This window comes from Salinivibrio sp. HTSP (genome assembly GCF_003390965.1).
Taxonomy (GTDB): domain Bacteria; phylum Pseudomonadota; class Gammaproteobacteria; order Enterobacterales; family Vibrionaceae; genus Salinivibrio; species Salinivibrio kushneri.
On record NZ_PXUD01000006.1, the window covers coordinates 71,569 to 87,450 of the forward strand.

Here is a 15,882-nt window from a genome sequence, read left to right on the forward strand (position 1 = left end):
TTATTCTGGTAGGCGCTGTTCAAGCTGCCATAACGACGCCAAGCTTTCGCGCTCGCGCACAAGGTGCGCCTGGTCTCCATCGACCATCACCTCGGCAGGGCGGCAGCGTGAGTTATAGTTTGACGCCATCACAAAGCCATACGCGCCCGCTGAGCGCACTGCCAGCAAATCATCGGCTGCTAGCACCAACGAACGGTTTTTGCCTAAGTAGTCACCGGTTTCACACACTGGGCCAACCAGGTCATAGGTTTGTGGCTCACCGTCGCGCGGTACTACAGGAATGATCTCTTGATAAGCTTGATACAAGGACGGGCGAATTAAATCATTCATCCCCGCATCGATAATGGCAAAGTTTTTGTGCTCACTGTGTTTAAGAAATTCCACCTTGGTGAGCAAGACGCCGGCATTAGCAGCAATGGCGCGGCCCGGCTCAAAAATCAGCTCAAGATGACGATGATTATCCAAACGCGCTAACAGCGCTTTAGCGTATTCCGACGGCTGAGGCGGTGTCTCGTCGCTGTAGGTCACCCCTAAGCCCCCTCCCACATCCAGATGGCGAATCGTAATGCCTTCGCCGGCCAAGGTATCAATCAGCGCCAGCAAACGGTCAGTGGATTCAATAAAAGGGGCCAGTTCGGTCAGCTGCGAGCCGATGTGGCAATCAATGCCTTCGACCTTAAGGTGTGGCAAGCTGGCCGCATAACGGAAGCTCGTCAGCGCTTGATCAAAGGCAATGCCAAACTTATTGTCTTTCAACCCGGTAGAAATATAAGGGTGAGTATTGGCATCCACATCAGGGTTAATACGCAACGATATCGGCGCTTGCACACCCAATTCGCCCGCCACTTGGTTTAAGCGGTCGAGTTCAGAGTGTGATTCCACGTTGAAGCACTTGATGCCCACTTCCAGCGCGCGACGCATCTCTGCGGCCGTTTTGCCGACGCCAGAAAACACTACTTTCGTGGGATCACCACCGGCGGCAAGCACCCGCTCCAATTCACCTTGAGAGACAATATCAAACCCTGAGCCCAAACGTGCCAACACATTTAATACGCCAATATTAGAATTCGCTTTAACGGCATAACACACCAAATGCGGGTGGTCGCCCACGGCGCGATCAAACGCGTGCCAGTGGCGCTCAAAGGTAGCACGCGAGTAGACGTATAAAGGCGTGCCGTGATCGTGAGCCAGTTGGGTTAAGGGCAGTGATTCCGCCCACAGCTGGCCGTCTTCCTGATAATTGAAATAGTCCAAGGTGCTCTTCCCTGTCGTCGTTGGTTATTGATTTTGTGTCGGTTGTTCGTCCGGATAATACAGGGGCCCTTGTTGGCCACAGCCGGTCAGTGTCATGATGACAGTGAACATCAGTAAAATGACGAGTTTTCGCATAGTGAATGCCAGTGATTATCGAGTCAATGCCCTCTATAATCGCATCACAACCATGAAAAGCAATAGGATGTAACGGGATGAACACAACGGAATATCATCAGTTGGTCGATTTACAAATGCAGGCCATTGAAGAAGGTATCGATGACTCAGGCGCCGACATCGATTATGAGAGCGTTGGCAACGTGATGACGCTGGAATTTGATGATGGCAGCCAGATCATCATTAACCGCCAAGAGCCTATGCAAGAAATTTGGGTGGCGTCAAAAAGCGGTGGGTTCCACTTTGCTCTTAAAGACGGCGAGTGGACCTGCAGCAAAACCGGCTTGATTCTGATGGAGTTGGTTCAGCAAGAGTGTAGCAAGCACGCGGGTGAGCCTGTCTCTTGGTAAGAGGGCGCGGGGAAAGCACCCATGAGATCCCGCGTATCGGGATCTCATGCTTACTTAAATGAGGCGACTTGCCCGGTAAACCCGCCTTGAGAAGGCGGACGTGGTGGCTGCCACTGACTATCACATTTAAAGGGTAATGCTTGGGTGTCGCCCCTGTCATCTGTGACAATCTGATAAAACTGCGGCAAATTAAAGTTAATGAAATTGGCGCTGTAGCTGTAACGGTCGTGGGACGAGGTATAAAAACGGTTGACGCCCTGCACCATTTCGGTTTTATCCCCGCTGCACTGGCGATACACTTCCACCCGGTTATTCTCGTCGAGAATATAGAGGTTGTAACCATTGGTACAATCTTCAAAGAAAAACTGCACCAAGCCCTCGCTGGCATAGGCATCCACGACTTCTGGCGGATGCACATCCTGCGGATTATCCACCACCATCACTGGCGTACCGTTGACCTTGTTAGTGGAAATACAGCGATAAAAGTCGACCGAGTTTTCCAACCGCTGGACGGATACGCCACGACGCTCAAAGAATAAACCATGGGTTTGCTTGCCAATCCGTAGCGCCTTAAAGCGGCGACGTTTTTCTTTCTCAACCGGTTTAAGACGCAGCTCAATGCACTCCGCCACCAGTTGGTAAACCAAATTACGGATTAAGCCGCGCATTTTGCTTGAATAACAGAACACATCGACCGACTCTGGCGGCACCGCATCCTGGTGCATTTTCCCCAACATGGTTTTCAATGCTTCCAAAATGGCATCGTCGCCCCGGTAATTGAGCGTGCGCACCTCGTTCCATGAGTTGCGGTAAACGAGGTCAACACTACCCACCAAGCAGGTTTGTTCCGGGCCATAACTGAATATGTCGCTATTTTTGAAATCAAAGCGCATCGACGGCTTTTTGTACGCTGATGTCGGGTCTTGCTCTAAATTGACAAACAACGCGAGTTGACGGATTTCGCATGGGCTCGACAGCGCATCCAGCGTCGGGCGTGGTGGGTTGAGCGAGAAGGTATTGCGAATATCGCTCACCAACTGATAGAGAGTATCAAGGTTAACATCGGCATCCCGCACCACAGTATCCAGTCGGGTAGACTCGGTTAGCAGCCCATTAAAAAATGCCCAAGCGACCAGCTTTGAGAGGTAGCTGTTGTGCTCAAGTGGCGCGCGACCGATGATATCGACCGGATCAAGCGAGTGCTTGTACAAATACCATCCCGGCGCATTCGTCCGCCCCTCCGGTACTTGAATAAAGGTGAGATCCGCTTCGTGTAAATCTGGCGAAATTTGCGGGTTGAGCAAGGTGACTTTACCCGGCAACTCTTCAAATGCCGCGTAGAGCTTGCGGGCAAGAATGCTGATGTCTTGTGGACTGATCGCGGATGTAATGTCGTTACGGCGCGCAAAGCGGATCAGGTTCCGATAACTTTGCATCAAAGCATCAAGCAATTCATTGTGGGCGTATTGGACTTCTTCGACTTTCCAATGGCGACGATTATCGAGATACGCCAATGCGTGTTCATCCCAACCCCATTCACACGCTAACAAGCGCAGCACTTCACGGCGCCAGGCGACCGAGCCAGTCGCTGGGGATTGCGTCAATTTCTCGTGGGTTTTCAGATAAAAACAACGGCGAACCAAATCTAACCGGCGCGTGTCACCAATCGATTCCAAGTAACGGGTGACTTTTTCCAGCATCAGGTAATAGGCGTCAGACTGATACACATCAACCCAACCGGCATAGAAACGACGCTTACCATCGACACTCAACAGCTGGGTGCCGGGGTACTGCCACGAGTACGCCTCGAGCAAAATGGCTTTGAGCACCGACTTATACGGCGAATCAATGCTTTTATACAGCTGCCACAAACTCGAGCCAAAATACTCTTCGGCGGGAATGGTGGGCAAACCACCAAAATCAACCCAATCACGACGGTCAAGGCCATGTTCAGCCACCAGTGTATCGACGTATTCCTCGTAGCAGCCTTCCATTTCTGGTGGGACCATGTACCACAACAGTTTTTGCCCAGCGAGTCGCATCGAAGAGCGATAGAACTCATCAAGCAGCAGGAAGTGCTGACTGGTGCCGCAGTTGTCACTGGTCATTGCCTGGGAGAGGTGATGACGAAAACGCCCCTCACAAACCACAAAAAAGTTGGCTTCGATCCCTTGGCTTAACGCCCATTCAGAGATCGCCATACACTTGGCATCGAGTTTATCGCGCTGAGCTGCCGTCACCGAGGCATCGATGCACACCCAGATATCGAGATCACTGGTGAGACTTTGCCCCATGGACCCGGTACTGCCCATGGTATACATGCCTTTAATCGGATGGCGCTTACGGCCTTCTAAACAGGCAGTTAAAGAGGAGAAACGGGTATCTGAGTGGATCAGGCAGTCAGAGACAAACTCACGCTGTGTCTCATCGAGCGCGTAGTCAGCAATACCGAAAGGCACGCTGTCGCCACAAAACCCGGGTAATGCGGGGTGATTTAGATGTAAAAGCACTGGCAGCACATCAAAGATAGCTTGAGCCTGACGGCTCATCGCGGACCGCGCGCGATCCATTCTTACGCGGTTAAACGCTTCTATGCGCTCAGTTTGCTGTTCTACGTATGTTTGCAAGGCAATCATCCAGATTCGTTGACATCCCGGTCAACAGGTCGACGTTACTGTCTTCACCGTATCCGCCCAATTGCAGATAACAAAACGTGATCAATGTAACACTCTCGACAACTCGGGTAAAGCCAATAACCCCGATGCCTGTGTGGTGGTATCAAGGTCGCACTATAGGTGCTTTTTGAGACCAATATCAACTTTTTTGCTCTACTACCTTAGTCGTAACTCAGCCATATTGCCGCGTTAGGATCTCATTATTTGCGCAAATAACACGCTACCGATCACATTTTTTCATCTATATGACCATAACTCCGTCATAAATCGTCAAACCGCATGGCAGAGATTACGAGTCGCCCAGCGCCAATGTTACGATGGACGTTATGAACCAAGAAGGAAAACAAACCATGTACTCAACGCCTGTACGCATTGCCACGCGCAAAAGCCCTTTGGCTCTCTGGCAAGCTGAATTTGTTAAAGACGCATTAGAGCGCTCTCACCCGGGACTAACGGTTGAACTGGTGCCAATGGTGACGAAAGGTGACGTGATTCTGGACACGCCTCTGGCAAAAATCGGTGGTAAAGGCTTGTTTATTAAAGAGCTTGAACAAGCCATGCTCGACGGTCGCGCCGACATCGCCGTGCACTCAATGAAGGATGTCCCGGTTGAGTTCCCTGAAGGGTTAGGGCTGGTCACCATCTGCGAACGCGGCGACCCCCGTGATGCGTTTGTCTCCAATCATTACGACAGTATTGACGACTTACCTGAAGGCGCCGTGGTGGGTACTTCTAGCCTGCGCCGTGAATGTCAATTACGCGAGCGTCGACCTGACCTGGTGATTAATACTCTACGAGGTAACGTGGGGACACGCCTCGGTAAACTCGATGACGGCCAGTACGACGCGATCATCCTCGCGGCCGCCGGCTTAAAACGATTAGGCTTGAATGAACGCATTCGCAGCGAAATTCCCCCTGAAGTGATCTTACCCGCCGTCGGCCAAGGTGCCGTGGGAATTGAGTGCCGATTGGATGATGAACGCATTCGCACCTTACTCGCGCCGCTGTCTGATGCCAGCACCACCCAACGCGTATTGTGTGAACGCGCAATGAATAACCGTCTCGAAGGCAGCTGTCAGGTGCCCATCGGCAGCTATTCAGAAATTCAAGGCGATAAAATTTGGCTACGTGCGTTAGTCGGTGAGCCCGACGGTTCGACCATTTTGCGCGCCGAAGTCACGGGGCCGCTTGAAAAAGGCGAACAGCTCGGCACCGATTTAGCCGAGCAACTTCTCGCCCAGGGCGCGCGGCAAATTTTGGATAAACTTTACCAAGACGACGCATGACCCTTGTTGTTGTTCGCCCCGAGCCAGACTGCAGTCAGTTAGTCGATCAGCTTGCACAGCAAGGGCTGTCCGCGATCCCCTGTCCACTGTTAAGTTTTGCGCCGGGGCAAGGCTTACCCTCTCTGGCCAACCTGTTCGCCTCACTGCCTACCGATAGCGTCTTGGTCGCCGTGAGCCCACGCGCCGTGGCATTTGCCCATCAAGCCTTGCAACACCAAAGTGGAAGATGGCCCAGTGACTGTCACTACGTCGCCGTTGGGCAACGCACCGCCAACGAATGGCAGGCCGTCTCGGGGCAGCCTATCTTGACCCCCACCCGTGAAGACAGCGAAGGCATGCTTACACTTGCCCCTTTTAGTGCCGTGACAGGGACGCAAGTGGTGATTCTGCGCGGGGAAAGTGGACGCGACATGATGGGGCAAACGTTACAAGCACAAGGCGCGCAAGTTCACTATTGCGAGACCTATCGGCGACAATGGGCGATTGAGCCTTTAGTATCGCAAGTAGTAAGCTGGCCGTATGACGTTATCGACACAGTGGTTATCACCAGTGGCCAACAATTAGCCTACTTTGATCAACTTATCACACTGAGCGGACAGCACTGGCTGCGCCAATGCCGTATACTGGTGCCCAGTAAAAGGATTCAAGATCAAGCCACTGCGCTTGGTTTTGACACGATTACGACCGTTGACAGCGTGGCCAATGATGCACTGGTTAACACGCTGATCAGGTTAAGTAAAACGGGACTTTCGGATGACTGACAACAAAAATACCGACACCAAGCAAAGCAAGGCCACCACGCCATCTTCACCCAAGACCCACGCTACCGATGCGCCGGCGCCAGAAAAAGCCAGCAAAACCTCATCGGGGGGACGTGGCGGCATACTACTCGGCGCTATCGCCATCGCCTTGGCCCTCGGCTCCAGTGGCTGGGTATTTTACCATGGCCACCAGCAAGCCACCGTGTTGCAAAACACCGTATCCGCGCAACAATCTCATATCTCACGCCTTGAGCAAGATCTTAACCAACAAAAACAAGCGGCAGAACAGGCGCGAGAACAACTTAAAGCCACCACGCAAACACGTTTGAGCCAGCAGGACAGCAGTTTATCTAGCTTGCAAAAAGCCGTGGCGGAAGTGAAAGGCCGACGCCCCAATGACTGGTTACTGGCTGAAGCCGACTATCTGATCCGAATGGCAGGGCGTAAAATTTGGCTCGAACAGGACGCCCAAAGCGCCACCGCCCTGATGGAAGCGGCCGATCACCGCATTGCTCAGCTCAACGACCCGTCCTTGATGCCGATTCGCCAGGCGATGGCTGACGATATCACCGCGTTAAAGGCGGTAAAACGGATCGATAGAGATGGGATTGTACTGCGCTTGACCAGCATGCAGCAGCGAATCGAAAACCTTCCGCTTGCCAGTGCCGTGATCCCAGAAGCACAAGAAGTAGAAAAACCCGTGGTGTCTGAATCGGTCAATGACTGGAAGCGCAACCTCACCACGTCGGTTACCGATTTTGTCGATAACTTTATCACCTACCGCAAACGTGACGGCAACGTGGTGCCCTTGTTATCGCCCACCCAAAGTTATTACCTGCAAGAAAATCTCAAGAACAAGCTCGATCAAGCGATGCGCGCCGTGTATGAAGGCAATGATACCCTGTATCACCAAGCGCTAGAGATGGGAAAAGACTGGACACTACGCTTTTATAATCAAGATGCGAATGCCACGCGCCGCTTTGTCGAGCAGCTTGATGAGCTAAACCAACAAACCATTGGCGTCGATCTGCCGCAAAAACTGAAAAGCCAGTCGCTAGTCAGTGATGAAATCAATACCCGATTGCGCCGAGACATTGCGCCGCTGACAGGAGGCCAATCATGATTAGATTGCTTTTGCTCGTCCTTGTTCTGGCGGCCGGATTAGTGGTTGGCCCGCAATTAGCCGGACAGCAAGGTTATGTGCTTATTTCCGCTGCCGAGCAGACACTGGAAATGAGTGTCACGACTTTATTGGTACTGGTTGGCATTTTAATCGCTGTATTATGGGCACTGGAGTGGCTACTGAGAAAGCTTTTATCTATCAGCAGTACCGCAACAGGCTGGTTGTCCGGCCGTAAGCAACGCAAAGCGCGCCAACAAACCCAAACCGGCTTAATCAAGTTACGCGAAGGGGAGTGGAAAAAAGCGGAAAAACTCCTCGCCAAAGCCCGCCCTCACAGCGATGCGCCCATGCATAACTTGTTGGCTGCCGCGGAGGCGGCACAGCAGCGACAAAACCTGCAGGCGCGTGACCAATACCTGCAGCAAGCCGCTGATCTTAACGCCAATAGCTTGGCTCTCGCCCTGACTCGTGCGCAACTCCATAGCCAAAGTGGCCAGCACGAAGAAGCCTTAGCCTCGTTGCGTGCGATTAAACGTCAGCATCCTCGCAACCCAGTGATGCTGGCGCTGCTAAAAGATACCTATATTCATCTAGAAGATTGGTCTGCCCTACTCAACCTTCTGCCCACCTTGAAAAAGGCCCAGCTGCTTGATGATGCGCAATTTGATGCCTTGCACGAGCGAGCCGAGCTGGGCGTGATGGCCCATGTCGCCAGTCAACAAGGCACCGAAGGGCTACTGGCGCATTGGAACCAACTCCCCAAAGCCAAACGCAACCAGCCTTCACTCTTAGCAGGGTTAGTCAAACATCTCGCGGCGCGTAATGCCGACTCAGAAGCCTATATTCTGCTGCGTGAGGCCTTGAAAAAACGCACCGATGATCGCTTGATTGCGCTGATCCCGACACTAGACTTACCAGATAACTACCCCGCGGTGGTGATGCTAGAAGAATTGCTCACACAAGATAGCCGCAACCCTGTGCTTCATAGCGCGCTTGGACAACTGCTTATGCAGTCGGGAAAATGGCAAGATGCGCGCAGTCACTTTGAAAACGCCCTCGAGTATCGCACGGATGTCAGCGACTATGCGTATTTAGCTGATGTGTTAGATAAGCTTGATCAAGGTAAAGCGGCGAGTGATGTCTCACGTACAGCGTTAAAGTTAGCACTGCCTGAACAGCCCCCCGCGGCATAGCATTTCGGCCACTAAGCCTCGCTATTCGCCGAAAAGCCCGTCAGCTCAGTTCGCCGTCTAATGAAGAACAGAACGCCCCGCACTGCGGGGCGTTTTATATTGCGGGTAAAGACTACCGCTTTTTACACAGGACATTGAGCGCCGCGTCGGCATTACGTGTCACCACTTTGCCACTTCGGGCGTCCACCCCCTTAGCGCCTTGCACCCAGTACGGTAAGCGCATGGGGAGCTGATCCGTCGCTTTTGCCACTTCCACTAATTCCTGTTGGGAAGCCAACATCATGCCTTCGCGTTGGCAACGAGGGGCCGCCTGCGCATAAGGAACGCGCAGCCAGCTCATGGATTTTTCCATGTACTGTTTATCTCCGGCCTCAGGCTCCGGTAAACCAAAATGGCTTAAGGTAATCGCCGTTTCCATCGGCGCCGACGTTTCATCCTCCGGAGCCGCTTGGGTTTGAGACAGCGGCGGTAAGCGGATCACGGCTGGTTGCGACAATGGCTGACGAGTTTGGCGTAACACCGCTTGTTTGGTCGGCCCAAATTGACGCACACGTTTCAGCACCAACTGTGCCACGTCTAGGTTAGGATACGGACCAATCAAGCAGCGCCCTCGGCCCTCGCGCACCTGCACTTGAAACGGTAAGTCCGGCAAGCCTTGACGCAGGGACTGATAGAATTGACGTGATGGCACACCTTGCGTGGCACCGCATTGCACCCAAAACGCCGTGCTCTGCGGATCCGGAGATTGATTGCCCCACAACCCTTGTCCGATATCACATGTCTCGCCAATGATTGGCCAGCCTTGCTGGCGGTCGATAATGGCGCAAGGGCTCTGTTCTGCGCGCACTGGCGCACTGATTGCCCACATTGCTACCACACTGACAGCCAAACCTCGCCACCGCCCCATGAGTCGCTCCCTTGATAATCTAATCTGCTCAGCTTAAGCAAAGAGACACATCGACTCAAGCCACTGATCACCAAGCTGTCAGACAGCCATCAAAAAATGGCTGCATTCGCAGCCATTTTCCTTACCCTTTGTAGATTTTGGGGTTGAAGACATCCCGCAACCAATCGCCGAGCAAGTTGATCACCAGTACCAATAAAACCAATACGATGCCAGGGAAAGCAGTGATCCACCACGCCCCTGAAAAGATGTAGTTAAAACCGATGCTGATCAACGACCCCAGTGATGGCTGATCGACAGGCATCCCTAGCCCCAGGAAAGACAGTGCCGCTTCCGACATGATTGCGTTAGCCACCTGCACGGTCGAAATGACCAAAATAGGCGATAAGCAGTTGGGAAGAATATGACGGAACATGATCCGAGGCGAGCGGAAACCCATTACCCGCGCCGCTTCTACATATTCCTTTTTCTTTTCTGCCAAGACAGACGCACGAATGGTCCGCGCATACTGTGGCCACTCGGCAATCCCGATAATCACCACCAGCATTAAAATCGCGTATTGGCTGTAAAACTCACTGCCAAAGCTGGCCTTAAAAATCGCTGAAACAATAATAGCGACCATCATGGTCGAGAAAGACAGCTGGATATCGGCGATACGCATAAAAAAGCTATCAATGCGGCCACCAAAATAGCCGGCACTCAGACCAATCACCGTCCCCAGAATCAACTGTAGGCCGACGGCACACAAACCAATGGTCAGAGAGATACGCAGACCATAAATAATGGTCGACAAAATATCTCGCCCTTGGTTATCAGTACCGAGCAAAAAGCGCGGATCGCTCCACTCCATCCAGACGGGAGGGAGCTCAGAGTCCATGATATCAATCGCCATTAAATCATAGGGATTGGTCGGGGACACTAAGGGCGCAAAGAGCGCCAGCAATAAGAACACCATAAAAATGGTGAAACTTGCGATCGCTACTTTATCGCGCTTGAAGTGATAAAAGAAATCCGAGTCTAAGAAGCGCTGCCAGCGACTTGGTGTCGTATTCGTTTGTGTCATCGCTTACGCCTCCTTGCCGGTTAAGTTAACCGTTGGGTTAATCAAGCCATAAAGCAGATCGACAATGGTATTAGTCACCACAAAGATCAGCCCGACGAAAATCACGTAAGCGGTAATCAACGGCGTATCGACACGGTTAATCGCTTCAAGGAACAAAAAGCCCGTCCCCGGCCACTGGAAGACAGTCTCGGTCAAAATGGTATACGCAATCATGGTACCAATTTGCACCCCGCCAACCGTTACAACCGGCAGCATGGTGTTTTTTAACGCGTGTTGATAATAGACCTTGTTTTCGGGTAACCCTTTAGCACGTGCAAATTTCACATACTCGGTGCCTAACGCTTCCAGCATTTCAGAGCGCACCAAGCGGATAAACAAAGGCAACATGATGGACGCCAGCGACACAGAAGGCAGCACCAAGTGAGCTAAGCCATCCAGAGTGAAAAAGCCGGACTCCCAACCGAGCCAATTGGCGGTTTCTCCGCGTCCATAGGAGGGCAACCAACCTAATTCAATCGAGAAGACATACATGAGCATGATCGCGGTTAAGAAGACAGGTATCGAAATACCCACGATACTAAAGCCCATGATTATCTTGGTGAGCATGCTATTGGGGTGAATCGCCGAGTACACACCGAGTGGTATCGACACCACGACAATGATCAGTGCCGCCCCCGCCACGAGTTCTAGCGTTGCCACCAATTTATCTAAAATGACGTCCACGACTGGACGCTTAAAGAAATAAGAATTGCCTAAATCCCCTTGTAGGGCTTTGCCTACAAAGCGGGTATATTTGGTTAAGAAGGGATCGTTAAGCCCCATTTCATCACGCAGCGCATCACGCTCCGCTTCTGATACTGATTGCCCCACCAGCTCCCGCAAGGGGTCGCCGAGGTTGTCTTGGATAGCAAACGCCACCAGACTGATGACAAACATCACAATCAGTGCCTGTACCAGACGTTTGACTAAAAACGTTACCATGTGTGCCTCTAAGCGATTGGATAATCAGGGCCCCAGTGGTTGGGGCCCTGTTTTAGTCCATTACTCGACCACTAGATCGCCGAAGTAAGGGAAGTTCATACCGTTAACGATCGGCTCGATGTTAACGTTATTTTTGGCTGCCCATGATGGGTCTTGCCAGTGCAAAGGTAAGAAGGCCGCTTCGTCATACAGGATCTTCTCGACCTTTTGCAGCATGGCACTACGCTTTTCCAGATCCGTTTCTGAGTTGGCTTCCATCACCAGCTTATCCACTTCGCTGTTCGAGTAGTGGCCACAGTTATACTGACCCTTACCGGTGTCCGCATCACGTGTCATGGTGAGGAACTCGGTGAAGTTGGCAGAATCTTCTGTATCTGGGTGCCAACCGATCATCTGCATACCCGCTTCACACTTATCGAATTCAGGCCAGTACTGCGCTTTTGGCATGGTCTGCAAGTCAACCTTGATACCAATTTTCGCCATCATTGCCGCCACCGCTTGGGCGATTTTTTCATCGTTCACGTAACGGTTGTTGGGCGCAATCATGGTGACTGAGAAACCATCAGGATAACCGGCCTCTTCCATCAGCTTTTTCGCTTTGGCCAAGTCATAACGCGGCGCTAAATCTGCGTTATAGCCTGCGTAACCAACCGGGCTTTGCTGACTCGCGGGCGTGGCCGCCCCTTTCATGATCTTCTGCGCGATACCTTCATTGTTGACCGCATAAGCCACCGCTTGACGGACACGTGGATCTTTAAACTCATCCACCACGCTCTGGTTCATTTGGAAGGTGATCACGCGCGTCCCTGGCATGGTGACCAGTTGCAGCTCGTCGGCACGTTCGAGACGGCGATAATCGTTAGGAGAAACAGGCGCAATCATATCGACATCACCAGACAGCAGCGCTGCAACACGGGTGGCATCTTCTTTGATCGGACGCAGTGTGATGTTATCCACATTGCCTTCGCTGTCTTTGTCCCAGTAATTCTCATTACGGTCAAACTCGACAACCACGCCTTGTTCACGCTCGTCGACCACATAAGGGCCTGTACCTGACAGGTGTGTTGACGCATAGGTTGAGCCATTTTTCTTCAGCTCAGACTTATCACGGCCGTCTTCTGTTTTACCGCTGTAGAACTTGCTGTCCATCGGGAACACGTAGGTCATGACGTTCTCTACCAGCGGGTAGGTACCGTCTGTGACCACATCAACGGTGTGCTCGTCGACTTTTTTGATGTCAACGATGGGGGTGAAAATCCCTTTAAAATCTGGTGATGATTTCAAGCGGTCAAAGGTCCAGACGACATCGTCAGCAGTAAACGCGTTACCGGAATGGAACGTCACGCCTTCGCGAAGATTGAAACGCACGGTTTCATTATCGATACGCTCCCAAGACGTCGCGAGACGTGGCTCAAAGTCCATTTCTTGGGTAAAACGGACCAAGGGGTCGAAGACCATGTGTGATAGCTGTAGCGTACCACCGGAAAGCTGCTCATGAGGGTCCAGTGAGACCGGATCCGCATCATACGCGACGGTGATATCCGCAGCCGCGGCACTAAAGCTCAGGCCAGCGGCCATAAGCGCCACGGCAATCTTGCTCTTCATTGTTTTCATTGCATAGCTCCTTTATGCGTAGGGGGATTGCCCCCTGCTGTGTTTGCATCATGGATGAGGTGCGGCGCATTGCCGCGTCGACATAGCGTGCTATGCCGGTTGCAAACCTTCCGTGCTCATTCCCTTAAACTCTGGCATCAATGAGATAAGCTGACGGCTATATTCGTGTTGTGGGTTAGTAAACAGTTGCTCTGTCGGCGCCACTTCTAACAGCTGGCCTTTGCGCATCACACCAATGCGGTCACACATTTGTCGAATCACCGGCAAATCATGACTGATAAACAACATGGTGAGATTGAGCTCGTCCTGCAGATCTTTAAGCAGGTTCAAAATCTGTGCTTGTACCGACACATCCAGCGCGGATGTCGGCTCATCGCAAATCAGCAACCGCGGGCGCGTCGCCAATGCGCGAGCAATTGATATACGCTGACGTTGTCCTCCAGAGAACTCGTGCGGATATTTAATCCCCGCTCCGCGACCCAGGCCAACGTGATCGAGTAAATCGCCGACGATTTGGCGGATTTGTGACTCACCCTCGGCTAAACGGTGAAAGCGAATCGGCTCAGCGATAATGTCATAGATTTTCATCCGCGGGTTCATGGACGAATACGGGTTTTGAAACACCATCTGCATCTGGCGACGGATTGGGCGCCGGGCGCGTTCGCTTTTAATCGCGGTCAGATCAATGTCTTCAAAAATGATTTGCCCCGTATTGGGCGGATAAAGCCCGGTGATCGCCCGTGCAATAGTCGATTTTCCTGAGCCTGACTCACCGACAAGACCAAAAGTTTCCCCTTCAACCACGTCAAAGCTCACATGATCCGAGGCTTGGACGTATTCGCGACGGCTGGCAAAGAGAGAATCCTTAGTAATAAAGCGCAAGGACACATCTTTCACCTGGAGCAATGGTCCACTGTAAGCGCGCTGATCTTGGCTTTGTCCCAGCCAGTGGTTCTTGACATCAAGCTCTAGGGTTTCACCGGCTTCTTCGATGTAATTGACCAACGGAAAGCGGTCTAGCTTGATATCAGAGCGTGGCACCGCTGAAATGAGACTTTGCGTGTAAGGATGCTGAGGCTCACCTAACACTTGCTGGGTGGTGCCCAGCTCAACCAAGTCACCACGATACATCACCGCAACGCGGTCAGTCACGTTGGCGACGACGCCCATATCATGGGTGACCAGCATACAGCCCACATTTTTCTTTTGGCATAAGTCGCGGATCAGGTTAAGAATCTGATCTTGGATAGACACATCCAACGCCGTGGTCGGCTCATCGGCAATGATTAAATCTGGCTCACCAGCCAGTGCGACCGCGATCACCACGCGCTGACGCATCCCGCCGGAAAACTGATGGGGGTATTGTTTGATGCGCAGCTCTGGCTCCGGGATCCCCACCTGCTCCATTAAATGAAGCGCGCGCTGATAGGCCTGCTGCTGGGTGACATTCAAGTTGGTCAAAATGGTTTCGGTCAGCTGTTGTTCGACCGTAAACAGCGGATTCAGGGAGGTCATCGGGTCTTGAAAGATAAACCCAATTTTATCACCGCGTACTTTGCGCATTTCATTAGGGCTAAGACCGGAGATTTTTTTACCATCAAGGTACACATCGCCACTGGCAATGCGGCCCGGCGGGCTGAGCAAATCAATCACGGCATTACCCACCGTTGACTTACCCGCTCCAGATTCGCCCACCACGCCAACAATCTCACCTCGCTCAATCGTGAGTGACAATGACGTCACAGCGGCGTGAACGCCGTGGCGAGACGGGTACTCTATTCGTAGGTTATTTACTTCTAGCAGTGACATTTTTCATCCTTGATATCGTCCTCGATGACGATCGACTTCCTGACCAAAACAAGGTGATAGGATCTTGCCTCGGAGAGATGCGGATTTAATCTGGCAAACATTTCACAAAAAATCAACATCACAGCAGAAAATGCCATAATGACACAGTCGGCTCGAATATTCATTCACTTGGCTACGATTACGCACCCAAGCGTCAAACAAAAAACACACTTCATATCATAAAGATATAAGGTATTACGCTGTTCCCTGTTTTAAAGCAAATCGCGCATAGAATAAAGCAAAGTTATTTAACAGCGCGTAAACAATGATAGCGATAAACTCCAAAAAAGAAGCAATTAACAACTTAAATAATTAGTTAGTCAATTAAAGGTAGGTTTTTAAACCACTCATCAACAGGTATAGCAGTCACATCAAAAGGTGTGGTTTTTATTGCTAATTGGTGACTTTTTATCTATCAGAATCTTGATAGATCTCTAATTTCTGCATTTTATCCTCTCTCAAGGTCGCCGCGTAGGGAAAAGGCTCACCAACACGTACTCGGCAAAGCGATATAAAACCGCCCAACAGCAGTGACAATTTGAGGGGGGAGAGAAATGTCAGAGGGGGGTGGGTGAAACGAAAAAACCCCAGCCGTTAGGCTAGGGTTTGTAATAGTGGTCGGTGAAGAGGGATTCGAACCCCCGACCCTCTGGTCC

At 51.7% G+C, this 15,882-nt stretch carries 13 protein-coding genes; 5 read left to right on the forward strand and 8 right to left on the reverse strand.

Annotated elements, in window-relative coordinates:
• Together lysA and C7A19_RS15730 are read right to left on the reverse strand one after the other, a co-directional pair.
• On the reverse strand, positions 1 to 1,254 hold the full coding sequence (lysA, locus tag C7A19_RS01505) for a diaminopimelate decarboxylase (RefSeq protein ID WP_116643966.1): 1,254 nt from the start codon (positions 1,252 to 1,254) through the stop codon (positions 1 to 3).
• Positions 1,255 to 1,278: 24 nt separating this feature from the next.
• Positions 1,279 to 1,389: a lipoprotein gene (locus C7A19_RS15730; protein WP_219722564.1), complete on the reverse strand. Its 111-nt coding sequence runs from the start codon at positions 1,387 to 1,389 to the stop codon at positions 1,279 to 1,281.
• Positions 1,390 to 1,466: 77 nt separating this feature from the next.
• Between C7A19_RS15730 and cyaY the strand changes: the two genes are divergently transcribed.
• Complete coding sequence (gene cyaY, locus C7A19_RS01510; protein ID WP_077457433.1) at positions 1,467 to 1,778, forward strand: iron donor protein CyaY; 312 nt, start codon at positions 1,467 to 1,469, stop codon at positions 1,776 to 1,778.
• Between the two features lie 50 nt (positions 1,779 to 1,828).
• Here cyaY and C7A19_RS01515 read toward each other — a convergent pair whose 3' ends face one another.
• The gene (locus C7A19_RS01515; RefSeq protein ID WP_116643967.1) at positions 1,829 to 4,414 is read right to left on the reverse strand and encodes a class I adenylate cyclase; all 2,586 of its coding nucleotides are present in this window, start codon (positions 4,412 to 4,414) and stop codon (positions 1,829 to 1,831) included.
• Between the two features lie 389 nt (positions 4,415 to 4,803).
• On the opposite strand from C7A19_RS01515, the gene hemC reads away from it, so the two are divergent.
• The 4 genes from hemC to C7A19_RS01535 are packed head-to-tail and all read left to right on the forward strand — an operon-like array spanning position 4,804 to position 8,816.
• Positions 4,804 to 5,739, forward strand: coding sequence for a hydroxymethylbilane synthase (gene hemC, locus C7A19_RS01520; protein WP_116643975.1), 936 nt, complete (start codon positions 4,804 to 4,806; stop codon positions 5,737 to 5,739).
• Complete coding sequence (locus C7A19_RS01525; protein ID WP_116643968.1) at positions 5,736 to 6,500, forward strand: uroporphyrinogen-III synthase; 765 nt, start codon at positions 5,736 to 5,738, stop codon at positions 6,498 to 6,500. The genes hemC and C7A19_RS01525 overlap by 4 nt, the downstream gene beginning before the upstream one ends.
• Positions 6,493 to 7,623 (forward strand): uroporphyrinogen-III C-methyltransferase, encoded by a 1,131-nt coding sequence (locus C7A19_RS01530; RefSeq protein WP_116643969.1) that lies wholly within the window; start codon positions 6,493 to 6,495, stop codon positions 7,621 to 7,623. The genes C7A19_RS01525 and C7A19_RS01530 overlap by 8 nt, the downstream gene beginning before the upstream one ends.
• On the forward strand, positions 7,620 to 8,816 hold the full coding sequence (locus tag C7A19_RS01535) for a heme biosynthesis HemY N-terminal domain-containing protein (protein WP_069360761.1): 1,197 nt from the start codon (positions 7,620 to 7,622) through the stop codon (positions 8,814 to 8,816). Before C7A19_RS01530 ends, C7A19_RS01535 begins: the two co-directional genes overlap by 4 nt.
• 112 nt (positions 8,817 to 8,928) lie before the next feature.
• On the opposite strand, the gene C7A19_RS01540 is transcribed toward C7A19_RS01535, so the two are convergent.
• From C7A19_RS01540 to C7A19_RS01560, 5 genes are all read right to left on the reverse strand, one after another.
• Positions 8,929 to 9,723, reverse strand: coding sequence for an SPOR domain-containing protein (locus C7A19_RS01540; RefSeq protein WP_116643970.1), 795 nt, complete (start codon positions 9,721 to 9,723; stop codon positions 8,929 to 8,931).
• Between the two features lie 121 nt (positions 9,724 to 9,844).
• Positions 9,845 to 10,783 carry an ABC transporter permease gene (locus C7A19_RS01545; RefSeq protein WP_116643971.1) on the reverse strand — a complete coding sequence of 313 codons (939 nt, stop codon included), beginning with the start codon at positions 10,781 to 10,783 and terminating at the stop codon, positions 9,845 to 9,847.
• Between the two features lie 3 nt (positions 10,784 to 10,786).
• Entirely contained in the window at positions 10,787 to 11,764 is a 978-nt protein-coding gene (locus tag C7A19_RS01550; protein WP_046074479.1) for an ABC transporter permease, read from the reverse strand.
• Positions 11,765 to 11,824: 60 nt separating this feature from the next.
• Positions 11,825 to 13,378, reverse strand: a complete 1,554-nt coding sequence (locus C7A19_RS01555) for an ABC transporter substrate-binding protein (RefSeq protein WP_116643972.1) — start codon at positions 13,376 to 13,378, stop codon at positions 11,825 to 11,827.
• Positions 13,379 to 13,468: 90 nt separating this feature from the next.
• Positions 13,469 to 15,187 (reverse strand): ABC transporter ATP-binding protein, encoded by a 1,719-nt coding sequence (locus C7A19_RS01560; RefSeq protein WP_116643973.1) that lies wholly within the window; start codon positions 15,185 to 15,187, stop codon positions 13,469 to 13,471.
• Between the last annotated feature and the right edge of the window lie 695 nt (positions 15,188 to 15,882).

Coding starts and splice junctions, on each gene's coding strand:
- C7A19_RS15730 (WP_219722564.1), bottom strand. CDS start 1,389: ATGCGAAAACTCGTCATTTTACTGATGTTCACTGTCATCATGACACTG.
- cyaY (WP_077457433.1), top strand. CDS start 1,467: ATGAACACAACGGAATATCATCAGTTGGTCGATTTACAAATGCAGGCC.
- C7A19_RS01515 (WP_116643967.1), bottom strand. CDS start 4,414: ATGATTGCCTTGCAAACATACGTAGAACAGCAAACTGAGCGCATAGAA.
- hemC (WP_116643975.1), top strand. CDS start 4,804: ATGTACTCAACGCCTGTACGCATTGCCACGCGCAAAAGCCCTTTGGCT.
- C7A19_RS01525 (WP_116643968.1), top strand. CDS start 5,736: ATGACCCTTGTTGTTGTTCGCCCCGAGCCAGACTGCAGTCAGTTAGTC.
- C7A19_RS01530 (WP_116643969.1), top strand. CDS start 6,493: ATGACTGACAACAAAAATACCGACACCAAGCAAAGCAAGGCCACCACG.
- C7A19_RS01535 (WP_069360761.1), top strand. CDS start 7,620: ATGATTAGATTGCTTTTGCTCGTCCTTGTTCTGGCGGCCGGATTAGTG.
- C7A19_RS01540 (WP_116643970.1), bottom strand. CDS start 9,723: ATGGGGCGGTGGCGAGGTTTGGCTGTCAGTGTGGTAGCAATGTGGGCA.
- C7A19_RS01545 (WP_116643971.1), bottom strand. CDS start 10,783: ATGACACAAACGAATACGACACCAAGTCGCTGGCAGCGCTTCTTAGAC.
- C7A19_RS01550 (WP_046074479.1), bottom strand. CDS start 11,764: ATGGTAACGTTTTTAGTCAAACGTCTGGTACAGGCACTGATTGTGATG.
- C7A19_RS01555 (WP_116643972.1), bottom strand. CDS start 13,378: ATGAAAACAATGAAGAGCAAGATTGCCGTGGCGCTTATGGCCGCTGGC.
- C7A19_RS01560 (WP_116643973.1), bottom strand. CDS start 15,187: ATGTCACTGCTAGAAGTAAATAACCTACGAATAGAGTACCCGTCTCGC.